20 protein-coding genes are annotated in these 19,196 nt (G+C 59.9%); 11 read left to right on the plus strand and 9 right to left on the minus strand.

Annotation, left to right across the window (positions count from 1 at the left end; all coding sequences use genetic code 11):
* Positions 1-59: 59 nt before the first annotated feature.
* The gene (locus RA19_RS11015) at positions 60-560 is read left to right on the plus strand and encodes an FxsA family protein (RefSeq protein WP_039162463.1); all 501 of its coding nucleotides are present in this window, start codon (positions 60-62) and stop codon (positions 558-560) included.
* Between the two features lie 56 nt (positions 561-616).
* Positions 617-1,105 (plus strand): protein-export chaperone SecB, encoded by a 489-nt coding sequence (secB, locus tag RA19_RS11020; protein ID WP_039162465.1) that lies wholly within the window; start codon positions 617-619, stop codon positions 1,103-1,105.
* A 100-nt stretch (positions 1,106-1,205) separates the two neighbouring features.
* Here the strand turns inward: secB and dnaQ are convergent, their stop codons facing one another.
* Genes dnaQ through RA19_RS11040 form a run of 4 tightly spaced genes read right to left on the minus strand, consistent with a single transcriptional unit; the run spans position 1,206 to position 3,943 of the window.
* Positions 1,206-1,931, minus strand: a complete 726-nt coding sequence (gene dnaQ / locus RA19_RS11025) for a DNA polymerase III subunit epsilon (protein WP_039162466.1) — start codon at positions 1,929-1,931, stop codon at positions 1,206-1,208.
* Complete coding sequence (gene coaE / locus RA19_RS11030) at positions 1,924-2,517, minus strand: dephospho-CoA kinase (RefSeq protein WP_039162468.1); 594 nt, start codon at positions 2,515-2,517, stop codon at positions 1,924-1,926. Before coaE ends, dnaQ begins: the two co-directional genes overlap by 8 nt.
* A complete protein-coding gene (locus RA19_RS11035) occupies positions 2,514-3,347 on the minus strand; it encodes a shikimate dehydrogenase (protein WP_039162470.1) in 834 nt (277 codons plus the stop codon). The genes coaE and RA19_RS11035 overlap by 4 nt, the downstream gene beginning before the upstream one ends.
* The gene (locus tag RA19_RS11040) at positions 3,344-3,943 is read right to left on the minus strand and encodes a Maf family protein (protein WP_039162472.1); all 600 of its coding nucleotides are present in this window, start codon (positions 3,941-3,943) and stop codon (positions 3,344-3,346) included. The genes RA19_RS11035 and RA19_RS11040 overlap by 4 nt, the downstream gene beginning before the upstream one ends.
* 409 nt (positions 3,944-4,352) lie before the next feature.
* On the opposite strand from RA19_RS11040, the gene RA19_RS11045 reads away from it, so the two are divergent.
* From RA19_RS11045 to RA19_RS11075, 7 genes are all read left to right on the plus strand, one after another.
* The gene (locus tag RA19_RS11045; RefSeq protein ID WP_039162474.1) at positions 4,353-4,808 is read left to right on the plus strand and encodes a CopD family protein; all 456 of its coding nucleotides are present in this window, start codon (positions 4,353-4,355) and stop codon (positions 4,806-4,808) included.
* Between the two features lie 176 nt (positions 4,809-4,984).
* The gene (gene rho / locus RA19_RS11050) at positions 4,985-6,256 is read left to right on the plus strand and encodes a transcription termination factor Rho (protein ID WP_039162476.1); all 1,272 of its coding nucleotides are present in this window, start codon (positions 4,985-4,987) and stop codon (positions 6,254-6,256) included.
* 30 nt (positions 6,257-6,286) lie between these two features.
* On the plus strand, positions 6,287-7,573 hold the full coding sequence (mnmE, locus tag RA19_RS11055; RefSeq protein WP_039162480.1) for a tRNA uridine-5-carboxymethylaminomethyl(34) synthesis GTPase MnmE: 1,287 nt from the start codon (positions 6,287-6,289) through the stop codon (positions 7,571-7,573).
* A 13-nt stretch (positions 7,574-7,586) separates the two neighbouring features.
* Positions 7,587-9,461: a tRNA uridine-5-carboxymethylaminomethyl(34) synthesis enzyme MnmG gene (mnmG, locus tag RA19_RS11060; RefSeq protein ID WP_039162957.1), complete on the plus strand. Its 1,875-nt coding sequence runs from the start codon at positions 7,587-7,589 to the stop codon at positions 9,459-9,461.
* Positions 9,458-10,075, plus strand: a complete 618-nt coding sequence (gene rsmG / locus RA19_RS11065; RefSeq protein ID WP_039162481.1) for a 16S rRNA (guanine(527)-N(7))-methyltransferase RsmG — start codon at positions 9,458-9,460, stop codon at positions 10,073-10,075. Before mnmG ends, rsmG begins: the two co-directional genes overlap by 4 nt.
* Positions 10,068-10,877 carry a ParA family protein gene (locus RA19_RS11070; protein ID WP_039162483.1) on the plus strand — a complete coding sequence of 270 codons (810 nt, stop codon included), beginning with the start codon at positions 10,068-10,070 and terminating at the stop codon, positions 10,875-10,877. Before rsmG ends, RA19_RS11070 begins: the two co-directional genes overlap by 8 nt.
* A gap of 26 nt (positions 10,878-10,903) precedes the next feature.
* Positions 10,904-11,797: a ParB/RepB/Spo0J family partition protein gene (locus RA19_RS11075; RefSeq protein ID WP_039162486.1), complete on the plus strand. Its 894-nt coding sequence runs from the start codon at positions 10,904-10,906 to the stop codon at positions 11,795-11,797.
* Here the strand turns inward: RA19_RS11075 and RA19_RS11080 are convergent.
* The 4 genes from RA19_RS11080 to rph are packed head-to-tail and all read right to left on the minus strand — an operon-like array spanning position 11,787 to position 14,616.
* Entirely contained in the window at positions 11,787-12,140 is a 354-nt protein-coding gene (locus RA19_RS11080; RefSeq protein ID WP_039162488.1) for a YbaN family protein, read from the minus strand. The two genes, RA19_RS11075 and RA19_RS11080, sit on opposite strands and share 11 nt — an antisense overlap.
* Positions 12,141-12,144: 4 nt before the next feature.
* Positions 12,145-13,299 (minus strand): radical SAM family heme chaperone HemW, encoded by a 1,155-nt coding sequence (hemW, locus tag RA19_RS11085; RefSeq protein ID WP_039162490.1) that lies wholly within the window; start codon positions 13,297-13,299, stop codon positions 12,145-12,147.
* Entirely contained in the window at positions 13,292-13,906 is a 615-nt protein-coding gene (gene rdgB / locus RA19_RS11090; protein ID WP_039162492.1) for an RdgB/HAM1 family non-canonical purine NTP pyrophosphatase, read from the minus strand. Before rdgB ends, hemW begins: the two co-directional genes overlap by 8 nt.
* Positions 13,903-14,616, minus strand: a complete 714-nt coding sequence (rph, locus tag RA19_RS11095) for a ribonuclease PH (protein ID WP_039162494.1) — start codon at positions 14,614-14,616, stop codon at positions 13,903-13,905. The genes rdgB and rph overlap by 4 nt, the downstream gene beginning before the upstream one ends.
* Positions 14,617-14,759: 143 nt before the next feature.
* Between rph and hrcA the strand changes: the two genes are divergently transcribed.
* Both hrcA and RA19_RS11105 read left to right on the plus strand, forming a co-directional pair.
* Entirely contained in the window at positions 14,760-15,824 is a 1,065-nt protein-coding gene (hrcA, locus tag RA19_RS11100) for a heat-inducible transcriptional repressor HrcA (RefSeq protein ID WP_039162496.1), read from the plus strand.
* Positions 15,825-15,833: 9 nt separating this feature from the next.
* Positions 15,834-16,394 carry a nucleotide exchange factor GrpE gene (locus tag RA19_RS11105; RefSeq protein ID WP_039162498.1) on the plus strand — a complete coding sequence of 187 codons (561 nt, stop codon included), beginning with the start codon at positions 15,834-15,836 and terminating at the stop codon, positions 16,392-16,394.
* An 83-nt stretch (positions 16,395-16,477) separates the two neighbouring features.
* Here RA19_RS11105 and mutS read toward each other — a convergent pair whose 3' ends face one another.
* Positions 16,478-19,108: a DNA mismatch repair protein MutS gene (gene mutS, locus RA19_RS11110; protein WP_039162499.1), complete on the minus strand. Its 2,631-nt coding sequence runs from the start codon at positions 19,106-19,108 to the stop codon at positions 16,478-16,480.
* Between the last annotated feature and the right edge of the window lie 88 nt (positions 19,109-19,196).

Here is a 19,196-nt window from a genome sequence, read left to right on the forward strand (position 1 = left end):
TGTAGGTGACGGGCGGGGGCAAGTCTACCGCTGCAGCGTATGATCTCAAGGAAACCCTAATGTATCTTTTCCTGGCCTTCCTGATGGTTCCCATCATTGAAATCGCTTTGTTTATTCAGGTGGGGGGCGCCATCGGTCTGTGGCCGACCCTGGCCATCGTGGTGCTGACCGCGGTGATCGGCACCTGGCTGGTGAAAACCCAAGGTAGGATGGCAATGGGGCAGCTGCGGTCCTCGTTTCAGCAATTGAACGATCCGGCAGAACCCTTGGCGCATGGGGCTATGATCCTGTTTGCAGGCGCTTTGCTGCTGACGCCTGGTTTCTTTACCGACGCCTTCGGCTTTGCGCTGCTGATGCCGCCGGTGCGGCTGGCGGTGTACCGCTACCTGCGCGCCCGTGTCACAGTGGCGCAGTTCCAGATGGGGCCGGGCAGCATGCAGGGGCGCCACTACCCAGGAACCGCGGGCCGGCCCGATGACATCATCGACGGCGATTACGAAGATGTGACCCCGGGGAAGCGCCCTGAGGGCCCGTCGGGCTGGGTTGACGGCCCCCGTTGAGATACCCGGATCAAGCTGTTAAGCACGGTCCAAAGCATTTTTTCAGGAGTATCTCCATGGCCGAAAACGGCGAAGCCCAGCAGCAGCCCCAGGTTCAGATGAACATTCTGGGCCAGTTCATCCGCGACATGTCGTTTGAAAACGTGATGGCGCAGAAAGGCACCGGCGGCGACGTGCAGCCCGACGTCAGTGTGCAGGTGAACCTGGATGCGAAAAAGCGTTCGGCCGAGAACCAGTATGAGGTTGTCACCAAGCTGACCGTCGAGTCCAAGAACAAGGAAGGCGGCAACGTCCTGTTTGTGCTGGAGCTGGAATATGTCGGCGTGTTCAACATCGCCGGCGTGCCGGAAGACCAGCTGCACCCGTTCCTGCTGATCGAGTGCCCGCGCCAGACCTTCCCGTTCCTGCGCCGCATCGTGTCGGACATCACCCGCGACGGCGGCTTCCCGCCGCTGAACCTGGACAATATCGATTTCGTCGCGATCTACCGCAACGAACTGGCCCGCCGCCAGCAAGAGGCCGCTGCGGCTGCGCCGACCCAGTAAGGATTCAGAGTTTTGAAACAGAAAACGCCGCTGATATTCAGCGGCGTTTTTCTTTTTCCCGGCCGGCTTGGGTGAACCTGCGTGGGCCACGCTGCGTAGGTCAGGACGCCTTCCACAGGGCGTCATCGCCCATCTTGGCCACAAAGGCCTCGTGCGCGGCCTGTTCCTCGGCTGTGATCCGCGAGGGCAGGGGCGTTTGCCGCTGGGCAGGGCGCCAGTCGTCTTCCACATGAACCGAGCTGGAGGAGGCCTGCGTTGACAGGCCGAAATCCGGCTGCCGGCCGCCGATCAGCTCCAGATAGACATCGGCCAGGATCTCGGAGTCGAGCAGCGCCCCATGCAGGGTCCGGTTGGAGTTGTCGATGTTGAAGCGGCGGCACAGCGCATCCAGCGTCGCCGGCGAGCCCGGGAACCGCTGGCGGGCCATGGCCAGCGTATCAATGGCCTGATCCATCGGCAATTTCGGCAGCCCCATCCAGCCAAGTTCGGCGTTCAGGAACTTCATATCAAAGCTGGCGTTGTGAATGACCAGCTTGGAGTCCTGCACGAAGTCCAGAAATTTCTGACCAATCTTGGCAAACACCGGCTTGTCCCGCAGGGTCACGGCACCAGGTTCGGGTTTCTGCGGCGGCTCCAGCAGATCCGGGCCGATACCGTGCACCGAGAATGCCTCGGCCGGCATCGAGCGCTCCGGGTTCATGTATTCGTGGAACGTCTTGCCGGTGGGCATGTGGTTGTAGAGCTCCACCGCGCCGATCTCGACAATCCGGTCGCCGGAGAAGGGATCAAAGCCGGTGGTTTCGGTATCAAGAACGATTTCACGCATGGGCCAGTTTGCTCCTGATATCTGCGAGGATCTCTGCCACCTGCGCCTCGGCGTGTTCCAAAGTGTCCGTTTCGATCACGTAATCGGCGCGGGCGCGCTTGTCCTCAATCGGCATCTGCTTTTGCAGGATGTGCCGGAACTGCTCAACCGTCATCGTGCCGCGGGCCAGAACCCGCTGCTGCTGGGTTTCGGCATCGACGCTCACACAGGCCACTGCGTCCATTTCGGCATTGCCGCCGGTTTCAAACAGCAGCGGGATGTCAAAGACCAGGACATCGCTTTGCGCCTTCGCCCGGAAGGCGGCCCGGTCCTGCGCAACCAAGGGATGCACGATGGCTTCGATGCGTTTTAATGCGTCCGGGTCAGCGCCAATGATCTGTTTCAAGACGGCCCGGCTGACTTCGCCATCCTCGATGGCCCCGGGGAAGGCGGCCTGCATCGGCCCGACTGCCGCTCCGCCCTTGCCGTACAGCCGGTGCACCGCCGCATCGGCATCCCACACCGCGCAGCCCTGGGCCGCGAACAGTTTGGCGGTGGTGCTTTTGCCCATGCCGATGGAGCCGGTAAGGCCGAGGCTGAAACTCATCTGAGCGCCGCCGCGCGGGTGGCTGCATCCACGTCGGGGCGGTGGCCGAACCAGCGCTCGAAACCCGGAACCGCCTGATGCAGCAGCATGCCGAGCCCATCGACCACCGTGCAGCCGGCCTCCTCGGCTGTTTGCAGCAGGTCGGTTTTCAGCGGCGCATAGATCAGATCTGTCACCACGGCATTGCGCTGCAGCCCGTCCAGCGGCACCCGCAGGCGCGGCTTGCCGACCATGCCCAGCGAGGTGGTGTTCACGATCAGCGCACCTTCTTCAATAATATTGCCGGCCTGGACCCAATCAGACACTTTCACCTGGCTGCCAAAATCGCTCTGCAGCTGCTCGGCGCGGTCGCGGGTGCGGTTGGTCAGCAGGATCTCGGGCACGCCGGCCTCCAGCAGCGAGGCCACCACCGCGCGGCAGGCGCCGCCGGCGCCCAGCACCACGGCCGGCCCGGACTGCGGTTCCCACAGCGGCGCGCCCTGATGCAGGTTGGTAATAAAACCATAGCCGTCTGTGTTGTCGGCCATGATGGTGCCGTCCTTGCGGAAGATCAGCGTATTGGCCGCACCAATCAGCTTGGCCCGGTCGGTGACCTTGTCAGCAATCTCCATCACCGCTTCCTTGTGCGGGATGGTCACGTTGGCGCCGACAAACCCCATCTTCGGCATCATCCGGATAGTGTCCGCCAGATCTTCGGGCTCCACATGCATCGGCACATAATGGCCGGCGATCCCATGGGTGTTCAGCCAGTGACGGTGCAGCTGCGGAGATTTGGAATGTGCAACCGGACAGCCGATAACGCCGGCGAGCGGGATTTTTGCTTCTGTCATTGCTCGATTACCCCTTGCAGGCCTAAGTAACTGATAAGCTCCATCAGCGGCAATCCCAAGACATTAAAGTAGCTTCCGTCAATGGAGGCAAAGAGGCGCACGCCTTCCTCCTCCAGTTTATAAGCTCCCACCGCGTGGCGGATGCTGTCCCAGTTGCGGGACACATAGTCCTGCAGATAAGCATCCGAGCATTTCCGCATCACCAGCCGGACCTGCCCCACATGGCGCCAGATCGGTTCGCCATCGCGGTAGATCACCGCGGCCGACAGCAGCATATGCCGCTTGCCGCACATTTCCTTGAGCTGCGCCAGCGCAACCTCTTCGCTGGTTGGCTTGGAAAGTAGTTTCCCTTCGAAATCAAGCACCTGATCACAGCCTAGCACCAGTTTGCCCGGATGTTTGCCGCTGATCTTGCGTGCCTTGGCCTCAGCCAGCGCATCGGCGATGTCGCGCGGCGGCGCCTGTTCAGCCAGCAGCGCGGCCTTGATCGCCTCTTCATCCAGCCGCGGCACGTCGGTTTCAAATTCTATGCATGCCTGGCGCAGAAGATGCGCCCGGATTTCGGAACCGGAAGCCAGCACTATGTGGGCAGTCATGTGGAAAACCCCGTGGGAAAGACGCAGATTGTTTCAGGACGTTTTGTATGGTTTTCCACGCTCAAGTAAAGACTACAGGGGTTGACGCAAATCTCAGGATTCAGCCGGCTGAGTCGTCCTTTGTGAGTCAGGATAACTTTGAATCCGTGGATATGCCGGCTCTCCCCGGATCATCCCTGCCTTATCCCCAAGTACGGATAGGTAAACACATTCTTAACGCACCTTATTTCTAAGGCGTTAAGAAAATTTCCACGACTCCGGTCCCATCCAAGCTGGAATCTTATCCCTGCTGGGGATAAGCGGAGGAGGACTCACTTATCCACCGGAATCCACGCACACTACAAAAACATCATCCTTCTAATAATCATTTAATTATTAGAGAGATCAGATCAGTTCGGGAGAACAGCCCATGGACCTGAGCGATGTCATGTTCACGCTCTACCCATATGCCAAATCGCTGCACATCATGGCTGTCCTCAGCTGGATGGCAGGTCTCTTCTATCTCCCCCGTCTGTTTGTGTATCACGTGGAGCAGGCTGAGAATGTGCAGGAAGCAGTGCCGATCTTCCTTCAAATGGAAGAGAAGCTCCTCAGGATCATCATGCGCCCGGCAATGTATGTCTCCTGGGCTGCAGGGCTGTTCATCGTTCTAACGCCTGGAATCGTCGACTGGAGCTACATCTGGCCCTGGACCAAGGGCGTTTCAGTGATTGCCATGACCTGGTTCCACCATTGGCTGCTGTTCCGCTACCGCGATTTCAAAGAAGGCAGGAATACTCTCACCGGCCGGCAGTTCCGGATGATGAATGAGGTCCCCACCGTGCTGATGCTGATGATTGTGGTTTCGGTCACCTTCAAATTCTGACGCAGAAGCGCAGAAACAGGCCCAGCAGCGCCGGAACGCTTGCAGCCGGCGTTTGACTCACCTGAAACGAGTCCCTATGTATGGCTCTCAACGGGCCCGTCCGGGCATTTCGTGTTTTCCAATCCTGTCGTCAGACCGACCCCCTGGGCAAACGGGGGAGTAGAGGCCGTATATATATGACCGTGCAATCCCTGAATCTGTCCGATCTCAAGGCAAAAAGCCCCAAAGCGCTGCTGGCAATGGCCGAGGAGCTGGAGATCGAAAACGCCTCGACCATGCGCAAGGGCGAGATGATGTTCCAGATCCTGCGCGAACGCGCGGATGAGGGCTGGGAAATCGGCGGCGACGGCGTGCTGGAAGTGCTGCAGGACGGTTTCGGTTTTCTGCGCTCGCCCGAAGCCAACTATCTGCCGGGTCCGGATGACATCTATGTTTCCCCCGATATGATCCGCCAGTGGTCGCTGCGCACCGGCGACACCGTGGAAGGCCAGATCAAGGCTCCGCTCGACAGTGAGCGTTACTTTGCGCTGACCAATGTCACCAAGATCAACTTTGAGGAGCCGGAAAAGGCCCGTCACAAGATTGCCTTCGACAACCTGACCCCGCTCTACCCGGATGAGCGTCTGAAGATGGAGATCGAGGATCCCACCATCAAGGACCGTTCCGCCCGGGTGATCGACTTGGTTGCGCCGATCGGCAAAGGCCAGCGTTCGCTGATCGTGGCGCCGCCGCGGACCGGTAAAACGGTGATCCTGCAGAACATCGCCCACTCGATCGAAAAGAACCACCCGGAGTGCTACCTGATCGTTCTGCTGATCGACGAGCGCCCGGAAGAGGTGACCGACATGCAGCGCTCGGTGAAGGGTGAGGTTGTCTCCTCCACCTTTGACGAGCCGGCGACCCGGCACGTTGCGGTCTCCGAAATGGTCATCGAAAAGGCCAAGCGTTTGGTGGAACATAAACGAGATGTTGTGATTCTTCTCGACTCGATCACAAGACTTGGTAGGGCCTTTAACACCGTGGTGCCGTCCTCGGGCAAGGTTCTGACCGGTGGTGTCGACGCAAACGCGCTGCAGCGCCCCAAACGCTTCTTTGGTGCCGCGCGCAATATCGAAGAGGGCGGTTCGCTGACCATCATTGCCACCGCGCTGATCGACACCGGCTCGCGCATGGACGAGGTGATCTTTGAAGAATTCAAAGGCACCGGTAACTCGGAAATCGTGCTGGACCGTAAGATTGCCGACAAACGCGTGTTCCCGGCGATCGACATCCTCAAATCCGGCACCCGGAAAGAGGACCTGCTGGTCGACAAAGTCGATCTGGCCAAGACATTTGTGCTGCGCCGGATCCTGAACCCGATGGGCACCACCGACGCGATTGAGTTCCTGCTGTCGAAGCTGAAGCAGACCAAGTCGAACTCTGAGTTCTTCGACTCGATGAACACCTGATCCGGGCCGGCGAGAGAGAAGGGCCACCCAATGGACACGATCTTTGCGCTGGCCTCCGCTCAAGGCAAGGCCGGGGTTGCGGTGATCCGCGTCTCCGGCCCTTTGGCGTTGGAGGCTGGTGTTCAGCTATGCGGCCGTGCTTTGCCGGCGCGGCGCTCCAGCCTGCGGGTTCTGCGGGACGAATCAGGTGAACGCCTGGACGAGGCGCTGGTTCTTACCTTCTCCGCTCCGAATAGCTTTACGGGCGAAAATACTGTTGAATTTCAAACACATGGAAGCACTGCCGTCGTAACTGCAGTGCTCGATTCGCTTGGACGAATCAGTGGTTTGAGAATGGCAGAACCCGGGGAGTTCACCCGCCGGGCGCTGGAAAACGGCAATCTGGATTTGGCCCAGGTTGAAGGCCTGGCTGATCTGATCGATGCAGAAACCGAAGCCCAACGCAAACAGGCGCAGGTGATTCTCGCCGGCGGGCTTGGAGATCTGGCCGAGAAATGGCGGGCAAATCTGATCCGGGCGGCCTCCTTGATAGAGGTCACTATCGACTTTGCCGACGAAGAAGTGCCTGTCGACGTTACGCCGGAGGTTGTCGGCCTGCTGCAAAACGTTCAAGCCGGCTTGGAACAGGAAACCGCCGGCGTCAAATTTGCAGAGCGGATCCGCAGCGGTTTTGAAGTGGCTATCATTGGTGCACCCAATGTCGGGAAGTCGACGCTTTTGAATGCGCTGGCCGGCCGCGAAGCAGCGATCACTTCTGAGTATGCCGGCACTACACGCGATATCATCGAAGTCCGTATGGACCTCGCCGGCTTGCCTGTTACCCTATTGGACACTGCCGGCCTGCGGGACACGGATGACCACGTCGAAGGTATCGGCATCGCCCTGGCTCGCAAACGGGCGGAAGATGCGGATCTTCGTGTTTTTCTGGCGGAGGACGATGAACTCCTCGATGTGGAAATGCGGGCCGGCGACATCCGCTTGCGTCCCAAGGCCGATTTGCGGGAGGACGCCGGCAATGCGGTTTCTGGCCGGTCCGGTCAGGGAATCGATCATCTGGTTGATCACATTTCCAAGATTTTGCAGAACCGTTCTGCCCAGGCCGGCATTGCCACCCGTGCGCGGCACCGGGATGCTATGCTGACAGCTCTGGTGAATTTAAAGGAAGCACAGGATATCCTGCAGCGTGGTCCGGAGTTTTATGATATTGCAGCCGAGGAAATGCGGTCGGCGATCCGGGCTTTGGAAATGCTTGTGGGCCGGATCGGCGTTGAAAACCTGCTGGACGAGATCTTCTCGAGTTTCTGCTTAGGAAAGTGAAGGAGTGTTTCACGTGAAACATTCAGCATACGATGTCATCGTAGTAGGCGGCGGGCACGCCGGCACCGAAGCCGCCCATGCCGCAGCGCGCATGGGTGTACGGACCGCTCTGGTCACGCTGGACCGCAGCGGGATTGGCGTTATGTCCTGCAATCCTGCAATCGGCGGCCTGGGCAAGGGGCATCTGGTTCGGGAAATTGACGCACTGGACGGGGTGATGGGCCGGGTGGCCGACTTGGCAGGTATCCAATTCCGTTTGCTCAACCGGCGTAAAGGGCCGGCAGTTCAAGGGCCAAGAGCGCAGTCGGACCGTTCAATTTACCGGGCTGAAATGCTGAAGCTGACAGAAGCTCAGAGCAATCTCGATATCGTCGAAGGCGAAGTCACTGACTTTGTGATGGATGGGAAAACCGTCGCCGGCGTGGTCCTTGCCGATGGCAGCGAGATCTCCAGCCGCGCAGTGATTCTGACCTCCGGCACCTTCCTGCGCGGCGTCATTCACATCGGTGATGTTTCCAGGCCGGGCGGGCGTATGGGCGACAAGCCCTCCGACCGGTTGGCAGAACGCCTCGACAGCTTTGACCTTCCTTTGGGCAGGTTGAAGACCGGGACACCGCCGAGGCTTGACGGGCGGACGATCAACTGGAGTATCCTGGATGAGCAGCCTGGTGATAAAGATCCGGTCTTCTTCTCCTTCCTGACGAAGAAACTGAACGCAAAGCAGGTTTCTTGCGGGATCACCCACACCAATTCAAAGACACATGACATTATCCGGAAGAATCTGGACCGCTCTGCCATGTATGGAGGGCACATAGAGGGGGTGGGGCCGCGGTACTGTCCGTCAATCGAGGATAAGATTGTCCGTTTCGCCGATAAGGACTCTCATCAGATCTTTTTGGAACCAGAGGGCGTTTCCGACCACACCGTGTATCCCAATGGAATTTCGACGAGCCTTCCGCTGGATGTACAGGAGGATTATGTCCGCTCGATCAAAGGACTGGAGAATGCAGAAATCCTGCAGCCGGGCTATGCGATTGAATATGACTACGTCGATCCGCGCGCGCTCTCACTGGATCTGGCCCTGAAAGAGGTTCCCGGACTGTACCTTGCAGGGCAGATCAACGGCACCACGGGCTACGAAGAAGCTGCTGCCCAGGGGCTTGTTGCTGGCCTGAACGCTGCTCTGCGCTGCAAGGGCAGGGAACCTGCCGTATTTGGCCGCTCCAACAGCTACATCGGGGTGATGATAGATGACCTCACCACCAACGGGGTGAGTGAGCCCTACCGGATGTTCACATCGCGAGCGGAGTTCCGGCTGTCTTTGCGTGCGGATAATGCCGACCAGAGATTGACACCAATGGCGATCGAGCTCGGATGTGTCGGGGCGGAGCGGCAAGCGGCATTCCAGGACAAGAGCGAACGCCTTGAGGCAGCGCGTTCAACCCTGGAGGCAGCCAGCTTTACGCCCAAGCAGGTTCTGGAGGCCGGTATTCGCGTCAACCAGGATGGCAATAAGCGCTCCGGGCTGGACGTCTTGGCGTTTCCGGATGTGACTTTTGAGGACATGCTTCCGTTGCTGCCGGAACTTTCCGTAGCCGAAAGTGACATCCGCAGGCAAGTCGAACGGGATGCATTGTATGCCAATTACATTGCCCGGCAGGAGCGGGAGATATCCGCGATGAAGCGGGACGAGGGTTATGTCATTCCTGCCGGCTTTGTATATGACGGGATTGAGGGCCTTTCTAAGGAACTGCAGCAGAAACTTGCTCGCGCTCAGCCGGAAACTCTGGCACAGGCGGCTCGGATTGACGGTATAACCCCGGCTGCCTTGGCTCTTCTGCTCGCTCGGCTTCGGAAGGAGCAGGGCCGCCAGGGGAAATCCGCATGAACCAGAAAGAAATTCTCGCATCCCTGGATGTTTCACGTGAAACAATGCAGCGGCTGGAAATCTTTGAGCAAGTGATCCGGAAGTGGAATCCGAAGATCAATCTGGTTTCCAAAAACAGCCTGGATCACCTTTGGACGCGGCATATAGCTGACTCCGTTCAAGTGTTCAGGTGCGGCGAAAGGGGCAGCCTCTGGACAGATATCGGTTCTGGTGGCGGGTTCCCCGGTGTGATTGTAGCCATCCTGGCTGCTGACGAAGAGCCGGACATGAAAGTAACGCTGATCGAAAGCGATCAGAGGAAATCTGCATTCCTGCGGTCCGCTGCCAGAGAATGCGGCGTCAGTCTCACCGTTATTTCAAAGAGAATCGAACAAGCTGACCCTCAGAACGCGGATATTCTATCCGCCCGGGCGCTGGCAGACCTGTCTCTCCTTCTTGAATTCTCGGAACGCCACTTGGCAGCCGGCGGTACCGCGCTGTTTCCAAAGGGAGTTACTTGGAAAAAAGAAGTGGATAACGCGCGGCAGCAATGGCGCTTTGATGCGGAACCGGTTAGAAGTCTGACAGAACCAGAAGCAGTAATCCTGAAAATTAGGGGAGTGGCACGTGTCTGATTGTTCCCGGCCTGAGGGGCCTCGTATTATCGCGGTGGCAAATCAAAAAGGCGGGGTAGGGAAGACAACGACAGCCATAAATCTCGCAGCGGCGCTGGTTGAGTGCGGGTTGCGGGTGCTGGTTGTGGACCTGGATCCGCAGGGGAATGCTTCTACCGGGCTTGGGATAGAGCCGTCGGACAGGGATCTGACGACCTATGACCTGCTTGTCGAAGACGCGTCGCTGACAGACGTGATCCGGCAGACGGAAATCGAAGATCTTTGCATCATTCCGGCTACTGTTGATCTCAGCTCAGCGGATATAGAACTGTTTACCAATGAGAAGCGCAGCTTTCTCTTGCACGATGCGCTGCGGCAAACGGCGATGGATGAATACGATTGGGACTATGTGCTGATTGACTGCCCGCCTTCCTTGAACCTTCTGACAGTCAACGCCATGGTGGCGTCGCATTCTGTGCTGGTGCCGCTGCAAAGCGAATTCTTTGCGCTGGAAGGTGTTACTCAGTTGATGCTGACGATCCGCGAAGTACGGCAGTCGGCCAATCCTGCGCTGCGGATCGAGGGAATCGTCCTTACTATGTTCGACCGGCGTAATAACCTGTCGCAGCAGGTTGAGCAGGATGCCCGCGACAATCTGGGTGAGCTCGTGTTTCAAACCAAAATCCCGCGCAACGTTCGGGTCAGCGAGGCACCGTCGTATGCCCAGCCGGTTCTGAACTATGATACAAACTCGCAGGGAGCACAGGCCTATCGCGCCCTGGCGGAAGAAATCCTCAATAAACATCACAAGATTGCGGCGTAAATGCAGAAGACGTACCGGAGGCAACCATGGCAGAAAAAAAAGCAAAACCGCGCGGGCTCGGCCGGGGGCTGTCGGCGTTGATGGCAGATGTGAACCCTGCGCCGGTGAGCACGCAGGCTGAGGCACCGCGGAATGCGGAAATTCTGGTGCCGATTGAAAACGTCGTTGCCAACCCGAACCAGCCGCGCCGGCAGTTTCTGCAGGAGGATCTGGATGACCTGACCGCCTCCATCAAGGAAAAGGGTGTTTTGCAGCCGCTGATCGTGCGGCCGCGCCCTGGCGGACAATATGAAATTGTCGCCGGCGAACGCCGCTGGCGTGCCTCGCAGGCGGCGCAGCTGCATGAAGTGCCGGTGCTGATCCGGGACTACTCCGATCTCGAGATGATGGAAGTTGCCATCATCGAGAACATTCAGCGCTCTGACCTCAACGCGATGGAAGAGGCGCAGAGCTATAAGCAGCTGATGGAGAAGTTCGGCCATACCCAGGAAAAGATGGCAGAGGCGCTTGGCAAAAGCCGCAGCCATATTGCCAATCTGGTGCGGCTGCTGCATTTGCCCGAGGACGTGCAGATCCTGGTGCAGGAGCGGAAGCTGTCTGCCGGCCACGCACGGGCTTTGATTACGTCGGATCATGCGTCCGATCTGGCTAAGAAGATTGTGAAAGGTGGTCTATCCGTCCGCGCGACTGAGGCTTTGGTGAAGAAAGATGCTGCCGGCTATCAAACCGCTGCGGCAAAGAAACCGAAGAAAGCGGTTGAAAAGGACGCAGACACTCGCGCCTTGGAAGGTGATCTGTCAGCGATGCTGAAGATGAAGGTCTCCATAGATCACAAGTCGGGCGGGGAAAGCGGCTCGGTGACGATCAGCTATGAGGATCTGGATCAGCTGGATGAGCTGTGCAATCTGCTTAGCCGCTAGGCCGGGTCCAGATAAAGATCAGAACGGCTGAGAGCACCAGCGCTTGGATCCCCAATACATGAGTGGGAACGCCAACCAGTAGGGAAATGCCAAAGACGGCGGCAATCGAAATGGTTGCCGCCTTTTTTGCGCCCGGCCGGATGGCACCGTGGTCGCGCCAGTCAGTGATCATCGGGCCAAAGACATTATGGGCCAAGATCCAATTGTGCAGACGGTCCGAGGAATTGGCAAAGAAGAAGGCGGCAAGCAGCAGGAAGGGAACCGTCGGCAGGAGAGGCAGGACAATGCCGATGACGGCCAGGGCAACAAAAAGAAGTCCAAGGCCGGCGTAGAGAAAACGCATTGCTTCAATCCATCAACAGGTCGCGGAGAACCGCATTCAATACCGCGCGGCCTTGATGAGTCGCGCGCAGCCTCTGGTCAGAGATAGTGACCATACCTAACTGTACAAGGTCATCCAGCCGGTTTTCAGGCAGGTCACGGTCCGCGAGCTGGGAATACCGCACCATATCCAGGCCTTCAGATAGGCGCATCCCCATCATCAGGTATTCAGCCGCTGCATCTTCCTTAACCAGAGCCTCTCGCAGGGATTCGCCGTTGCCTTTACGGACAGCATCCAGCCAGGCACCAGGGGAGAGGTGGGTCTCAGTGGCGTAGCGGGTGCCGTTCAGGGTAAGGCGGCCATGGGCGCCGGGGCCGATGCCGGCGTAGTCGCCATAGCGCCAGTAGATCAGGTTGTGCCGCGATTCCGAACCGGGCTTTGCATGGTTGGAGATTTCATAGCCACCCATACCGAAGTCCGCGCAGATCTCCTGCGTGGCCTGGTACATGTCGGCGGAGGTGTCATCGCTCGGCAGGTTGCGCAGCTTGCCGCGGGCGTAGCGGTCACCAAAGGCTGTGCCGTCTTCGATGGTGAGCTGGTACAACGACAGATGGTCGATTGCCATCGACAGGGCTTCGCGCAGTTCAGCCTGCCAAGCCTCCAGGGATTGGCCCTGGCGGGCATAGATCAGATCAAAGCTCACACGGTCAAAACAATTGCGGGCGATGTCAAAGGCGGCCTTGGCTTCAGACACACTGTGGATGCGACCCAGACGGCGCAGATCCTCGTCGTTCAGAGCCTGAATGCCCATAGAGACCCTGTTGAGGCCGGCATCGCGGTAGCCGGTAAACCGGCCAGCCTCGACAGAGCCTGGGTTTGCTTCAAGAGAGATCTCTATGTCGTTGGCAAAGGGCCAGATTTCACGTGCCCGTTCGATAATGGCAGAGACTGTTTCGGGCAGCATCAGGGACGGGGTGCCGCCACCGAAGAAAATCGAGTTCAGAACGCGGCCTGATAGCTGTTCAGAGAGTCTGTCCAGTTCGGCCAAATAGGCCCTAACCCATAGGTTCTGGTCTATTTTAGCGGAGACATGGCTGTTGAAGTCGCAATAGGGGCATTTGGCCTGGCAGAAGGGCCAATGCACATAGAGGCCAAAGCCCCCATTGCGCCAGTCATCCACCGAAACAGCCCTGGACGAACCGGGCCACCGCTTTGCCGCGGTGGCTGATCTTGTTTTTCTCTGCCGGATCCATTTCGGCGCAGGTGATGTCAAAACCGTCAGGCTGGAACATCGGATCGTAGCCAAAGCCGTGTTCGCCGCGGATCGGCCAGACCAGCTGGCCGGGCATTACGCCTTCGAAGACTTCGTCATGGCCGTCGGGCCAGGCAATGACCAGGGTGCAGCGGAACTGGGCGGTGCGGGGGGCATTGGCACCGGCGGCGTTCAGTTCGTCATTGGCGCGGGTCATCGCCATTTTGAAGTCGCGCCCGTTGGGGGTTTCGGCCCAATCGGCGGTATAGACTCCGGGGGCGCCATTCAGTGCGTCGATGGTGATGCCGGAGTCATCGGAAAGGGCAGGGAGGCCGGTGGCCTTGGCCGCGGCATGGGCTTTGATGCGGGCATTGCCGACGAAGGTGTCCTCGGTTTCTTCCGGTTCCGGCAGATTCATTTCGTCGGCGCCTACCACACTCACACCGAACGGAGCGAGAATCTCGGAGATCTCCTGCAGCTTGCCCCTGTTGTGGGTGGCGACAAGCAGCTTGCCGCCTTCCAGTTTGCGGATCATTTGCAGGCGGCCCTCTGCATCTCGGCAAGTTCGGCGGTGCCTTTGGCAGCCAAGTCCATCAGCTGGTTCATCTGGTCGCGGGAGAAGATGGAGCCTTCGGCCGACATCTGAACTTCGATCAGCTTGCCGGAGCCGGTCATGATGAAGTTGCCGTCCACGCCGGCCTCGGAGTCTTCCGGATAGTCGAGGTCCAGCACCGTTTGGCCGGCATAGATGCCGCAGGACACCGCGGCGACTGGATCCATCAGTGGGTCGATCTGCACGTCGCCGGCCTTCATCAGCTTGTTGACCGCCAGGCGCAGCGCCACCCAGCCGCCGGTGATCGAGGCGCAGCGGGTGCCGCCGTCGGCCTGCAGCACGTCGCAGTCGACGGTGATCTGGCGCTCTCCCAGGGCAACGCGGTCGACGCCGGCCCGCAAGGCGCGGCCAATCAGACGCTGGATTTCAACGGTGCGGCCGCCCTGTTTGCCCGAGGAAGCCTCGCGGCGCATGCGGGTGTTGGTGGCGCGGGGCAGCATGCCGTATTCGGCGGTGACCCAGCCCAAACCGGTGCCTTTGATGAACGGCGGCACGCGGTCTTCGATGGTGGCAGTGCAGAGCACGTGGGTGTCGCCCATCTTGATCAGGCAGGAGCCCTCGGCGTGTTTGGTGAAACCGGTCTCGATCGAGACGGCGCGCATTTCATTCAATTCTCGTCCGGAGGGTCGCATGATACATCCTTTTGCTGTTGGCTTGGGGATAGCCCCCGGGACCAAGGCGATGCAAGCCCGATTGACCTTTTGGCCTGCTGCTCTTTAATGACATCTTGGCAGCGGCTTCTTATGTTGAAACCGCAAGACACGCTGGAAGGCCGATGAGTGACCCGCAAAACATTCTGCAGGATCTGAACGACCGTTCCCGGGAAGTGTTCCGGACGGTGGTGGAAAGCTATCTGGAGAGCGGCGATCCGGTGGGCAGCCGCACGCTGACGCGTTCACTAAGTGAGAAGGTCAGCGCGGCGACAGTGCGCAATGTGATGCAGGATCTGGAGTTCTTGGGGCTCTTGGACAGCCCGCATATCAGTGCCGGACGGGTGCCGACGCAGCTGGGTTTGCGGATGTTTGTCGATGGCCTTCTGGAGGTCGAGGACCTGAAAGCCCAGGACCGTCAAAAGATTGACGCGACCCTGGGCAAGAACGCCGGCGACGTGGGCGGCATGCTGGACCGCGTGGGCGCGGCGCTGTCGGGCGTCACGCAGGGGGCGTCGCTGGTGCTGACACCCAAGCACGAGGCCGAGATCCGCCATATCGAGTTTGTCTCGCTGGCGCATGACCGGGCGCTGGTGGTTCTGGTGTTTTCGGACGGCCACGTGGAGAACCGTCTGTTCACGCCGCCGCCGGGGCAGACGCCCAGTTCGATGCGGGAGGCGGCGAACTTCCTCAATGCGCTTATTGAAGGGCGGACGCTGAGTGAGGTGCAGCGGCAGATCCAGGGTGAGATCTCGGCACGGCGGCAGGAGATCGACAGTCTGGCGCATGCTATGATCGAAAGCGGTCTGGCGGTTTGGGAAGATGACGGCAGCGATCAGGCCCGGCTGATTGTCCGGGGCCGTGCGAATCTGCTGGCAGAGACCGGTGCAGCGGAGGAGCTGGAGCGGATCCGCACCCTGTTTGACGACCTGGAGCGCAAGCGCGATATCGCCGAATTCCTGGAACTGACCGAGGACGGCGAGGGCGTGCGCATTTTTATCGGTTCGGAGAACAAACTTTTCTCACTTTCGGGTTCCTCTTTGGTGGTGTCTCCCTATATGAACGCGGATCGAAAGATCATTGGTGCGGTGGGGGTGATTGGCCCGACGCGCCTGAATTACGGACGGATCGTGCCGATTGTGGACTATACGGCACAACTGGTCGGCAAGCTGTTGTCGGACCGGAGTTAGAGGTGAAACATGGCAGAGCTCAAGGACGAAGACTTTCTGGATGACATCGCCGCCGCCGAGGCTGAAGAGCTGGCGACGCAGACCGAGGAATTTGATGACGCCTCGCTGGAAATCGATGCGCTCCGGGCGGAACGGGATGAGCTGAAAGACCGCTTCATGCGGGCGCTGGCGGATGCCGAGAATGCCCGCAAGCGCGGTGACAAGGCACGCCGCGAGGCGGAGAATTATGGTGGTTCGAAACTGGCCCGCGACATGCTGCCGGTCTATGACAACATGAAGCGCGCGATTGAAGCCGCCACCGACGAGCAGCGTGAAGTGTCTGCGGCGCTGATCGAAGGTGTGGAACTGACCATGCGTTCGCTGCTGGGTGTGTTTGAGAAGCACGGCATCCGGATTGTCTCGCCCGAGGTCGGCGACAAGTTCGACCCGAAGGTGCATGAAGCGATGTTTGAGGCCCCTGTGCCGGGCACCAAGGCGGGCGACATCATTCAGGTGTCGGCGGAAGGCTTCATGCTGCATGACCGCCTGCTGCGCGCGGCGCAGGTTGGCGTGTCTTCGACGCCTGCATGATGGGTGCGCCCTTGCGGGCGCTGCCTCCGGCGGGAGTATTTTTGGCAAGATGAAAGAGCGGTCCCGGTTGGGGCCGCTTTTGTTTAGCCTGCGGCTTCTTTCAGCTTGTAGAGCATTTCCAGCGCTTCACGCGGGCTGAGGTCATCCGGGTGAATGCTGGCCAGGAGTTCTTCTGCAGGAGAGGGGCCTGCGGGGGCTTTGGGCTGTGGCGGTGGGACAGCTGCAAACAGGGGCAGGTCGTCGATCTGGATCTTGGTACCGCCTTCGCGGCTGCCTTGTTCCAGCATATCGAGGACGTCGCGGGCACGGGCCACCACAGAAGCGGGGAGGCCGGCCAGCTGTGCCACTTGCACACCGTAAGAGCGGTCGGCAGCGCCTTTGCGGACCTCGTGCAGGAAGATCACCTCGCCTTCCCATTCCTTGACCGCAACGGTGGCGTTGTCGACGCCTTCCAGTTTGGCGGCAAGCTGGGTCAGCTCGTGGTAGTGGGTGGCGAACAGCGCGCGGGAGCGGTTCACTTCGTGCAGATGTTCAAGTGTTGCCCAGGCAATGGACAGGCCGTCATAGGTGGCGGTGCCGCGGCCGATTTCATCCAGGATCACCAATGCGCGGTCGTCGGCCTGATTCAGGATCGCGGCGGTTTCGACCATCTCGACCATGAAGGTGGAGCGGCCTCGGGCCAGGTCGTCCGAGGCGCCGACACGGCTGAACAGTTGGCTGACCAGGCCGATATGGGCAGCCTCGGCCGGGACATAGCTGCCCATCTGGGCGAGCAGGGCGATCAGCGCGTTCTGGCGCAGGAAGGTCGATTTACCGGCCATGTTGGGACCGGTCAGCAGCCAGACAGCGGCGCCGTCCTGGGCGGTGAGATCGCAGTCATTGGCCACGAAGGTCTCGCCACCTTGCTGGCGCAGGGCCTGTTCCACAACCGGGTGGCGGCCGCCTTCCACGTGGAACGCACGGCTGTTGTCGACTTTGGGGCGGGTCCAATTCTCGCCGCGGGCGAGGTCTGCGAGGCCTGTGAGCAGGTCCAATTCGGCCAGTCCGCGGGCGGCGGTGTTGAGCCGGGCTGCGCAGTCCAGGATAGCGCCTGAAAGCCGTGCATAGAGCCGTTTTTCGATCTCCAGCGCCAGGTTGCCTGCGTTAAGGATGCGGGTCTCGATCTCGCTGAGCTCCACCGTGGTGAAACGCACCTGGTTGGCGGTTGTCTGGCGGTGGATGTATGTCTCATTCAGCGGCGGCGACATCATCTTGTCCGCATGGGTCGCGGTGGTTTCGATGAAATAGCCCAGCACATTGTTGTGCTTGATCTTTAGCGAGGCAACGCCAGTGTGTTCGGCGTATTGCTTCTGCATCGAGGCAATGACCGAGCGGCCTTCGTCGCGCAGGGTGCGGGCCTCGTCCAGTTCCGGGTCATAACCGGTGGCGATGAAACCGCCGTCGCGGGCCAGCAAGGGCGGTTCGGCAATCAGGGCTGCGTCCAGCAGGGAGAGCAGGTCATCGAACCCCTGCAATTCAGACATGGCGCGGGCCATCAGTTCGGGCAGGTTCTGACCAGAGCAAAGATCAGCAATCACCTCTGCCTGAGAAAGCCCGTTTCGGATGGCGGCCAGGTCACGGGGACCGCCGCGCTCCAAGGCGAGGCGTGACAATGCCCGGTCAAGGTCAGGGGTCTTACGCAGTGAAGCACGCAGATCTTCTGCGGTCTGCGTTTTATCAACAGTGAAGTCCAGAGCGGCAAGGCGCTGGTGGATCACATCCAGACTGCGCGAGGGGCTGGACAGGCGCTGTTCCAGCAGACGGGCGCCGCCGGGGGTGACGGTACGATCTACAACCGACAGAAGCGAGCCGGCCCGGCCGCCGGACAGCGAGCGGGTCAGTTCCAGATTGCGGCGGGTTGCGGCATCAATCTGCACCACCCGGTCCTGGGCCTCCTGCTGCGGCGGCTGCAGCAGCGGCAGTTTGCCCTTTTGGGTGATCTCCAGATAGTCGATCAGCGCACCCATGGCTGAGACTTCCGCACGGGTGAAGGTGCCGAAGCCGTCCAAGGCGCTGACGTTGAACAGGCTGCAGATCCGTTTCTCCGCTGCGGTGCTGTCAAAGCTTGCCTTGCCCAGCGGGGTCAGCGGGATTTTGTACTCATCAGCCAACGGCAGCGCGGCGTCAAAGGCGGGGCCGTCGGCGACGATCAGTTCGGAGGGGGCGAGGCGGGCCAGTTCGGGAGACAGGCGAACCCGGGCAACCGGCATCACGTGAAACGCGCCGGTGGAGATATCAGCCCAGGCCAGCGCGGCCTCGTCGCGCAGTTCGGAATAGGAGACCAGGAAATTGTGGCGGCGTGCCTCCAGCAGGGAATCCTCGGTCAGGGTACCGGGGGTCACCAGCCGCACCACATCACGCTTCACCACGGATTTGTAGCCGCGTTTCTTGGCCTCGGCCGGGCTTTCCATTTGTTCGCCCACGGCGACGCGGAAGCCTTTGCGGATCAGGGTCAGCAGGTAGCCTTCGGCTGCATGGACCGGCACGCCGCACATCGGGATGTCTTCACCGTTGTGTTTGCCGCGTTTGGTCAGCGCGATGTCCAGGGCCTCGGCCGCATTCACCGCGTCCTCAAAGAACATCTCGTAGAAATCGCCCATCCGGTAAAAAAGCAGCGCGTCCGCATGCGCTGCCTTGATCTCGAGATACTGCGCCATCATGGGCGTTACGGTCATGAAAAGTCCCCCGGGGTCGTCGTTGCATGACATTTACATTGGGGGGAGTCCGAGGGAAACCCGGATGTGCCTGCCGCCGGGCAGCCCG

It is taken from the genome of Leisingera sp. ANG-M1 (genome assembly GCF_000813745.1).
Lineage (GTDB): Bacteria > Pseudomonadota > Alphaproteobacteria > Rhodobacterales > Rhodobacteraceae > Leisingera.

Excerpts from the sequence above, each read along its gene's own strand:
- RA19_RS11015 (WP_039162463.1), top strand. The coding sequence starts at position 60 with ATGTATCTTTTCCTGGCCTTCCTGATGGTTCCCATCATTGAAATCGCT.
- secB (WP_039162465.1), top strand. The coding sequence starts at position 617 with ATGGCCGAAAACGGCGAAGCCCAGCAGCAGCCCCAGGTTCAGATGAAC.
- dnaQ (WP_039162466.1), bottom strand. The coding sequence starts at position 1,931 with ATGCGTGAAATCGTTCTTGATACCGAAACCACCGGCTTTGATCCCTTC.
- coaE (WP_039162468.1), bottom strand. The coding sequence starts at position 2,517 with ATGAGTTTCAGCCTCGGCCTTACCGGCTCCATCGGCATGGGCAAAAGC.
- RA19_RS11035 (WP_039162470.1), bottom strand. The coding sequence starts at position 3,347 with ATGACAGAAGCAAAAATCCCGCTCGCCGGCGTTATCGGCTGTCCGGTT.
- RA19_RS11040 (WP_039162472.1), bottom strand. The coding sequence starts at position 3,943 with ATGACTGCCCACATAGTGCTGGCTTCCGGTTCCGAAATCCGGGCGCAT.
- RA19_RS11045 (WP_039162474.1), top strand. The coding sequence starts at position 4,353 with ATGGACCTGAGCGATGTCATGTTCACGCTCTACCCATATGCCAAATCG.
- rho (WP_039162476.1), top strand. The coding sequence starts at position 4,985 with ATGACCGTGCAATCCCTGAATCTGTCCGATCTCAAGGCAAAAAGCCCC.
- mnmE (WP_039162480.1), top strand. The coding sequence starts at position 6,287 with ATGGACACGATCTTTGCGCTGGCCTCCGCTCAAGGCAAGGCCGGGGTT.
- rsmG (WP_039162481.1), top strand. The coding sequence starts at position 9,458 with ATGAACCAGAAAGAAATTCTCGCATCCCTGGATGTTTCACGTGAAACA.
- RA19_RS11075 (WP_039162486.1), top strand. The coding sequence starts at position 10,904 with ATGGCAGAAAAAAAAGCAAAACCGCGCGGGCTCGGCCGGGGGCTGTCG.
- RA19_RS11080 (WP_039162488.1), bottom strand. The coding sequence starts at position 12,140 with ATGCGTTTTCTCTACGCCGGCCTTGGACTTCTTTTTGTTGCCCTGGCC.
- rdgB (WP_039162492.1), bottom strand. The coding sequence starts at position 13,906 with ATGATCCGCAAACTGGAAGGCGGCAAGCTGCTTGTCGCCACCCACAAC.
- rph (WP_039162494.1), bottom strand. The coding sequence starts at position 14,616 with ATGCGACCCTCCGGACGAGAATTGAATGAAATGCGCGCCGTCTCGATC.
- hrcA (WP_039162496.1), top strand. The coding sequence starts at position 14,760 with ATGAGTGACCCGCAAAACATTCTGCAGGATCTGAACGACCGTTCCCGG.
- RA19_RS11105 (WP_039162498.1), top strand. The coding sequence starts at position 15,834 with ATGGCAGAGCTCAAGGACGAAGACTTTCTGGATGACATCGCCGCCGCC.
- mutS (WP_039162499.1), bottom strand. The coding sequence starts at position 19,108 with ATGACCGTAACGCCCATGATGGCGCAGTATCTCGAGATCAAGGCAGCG.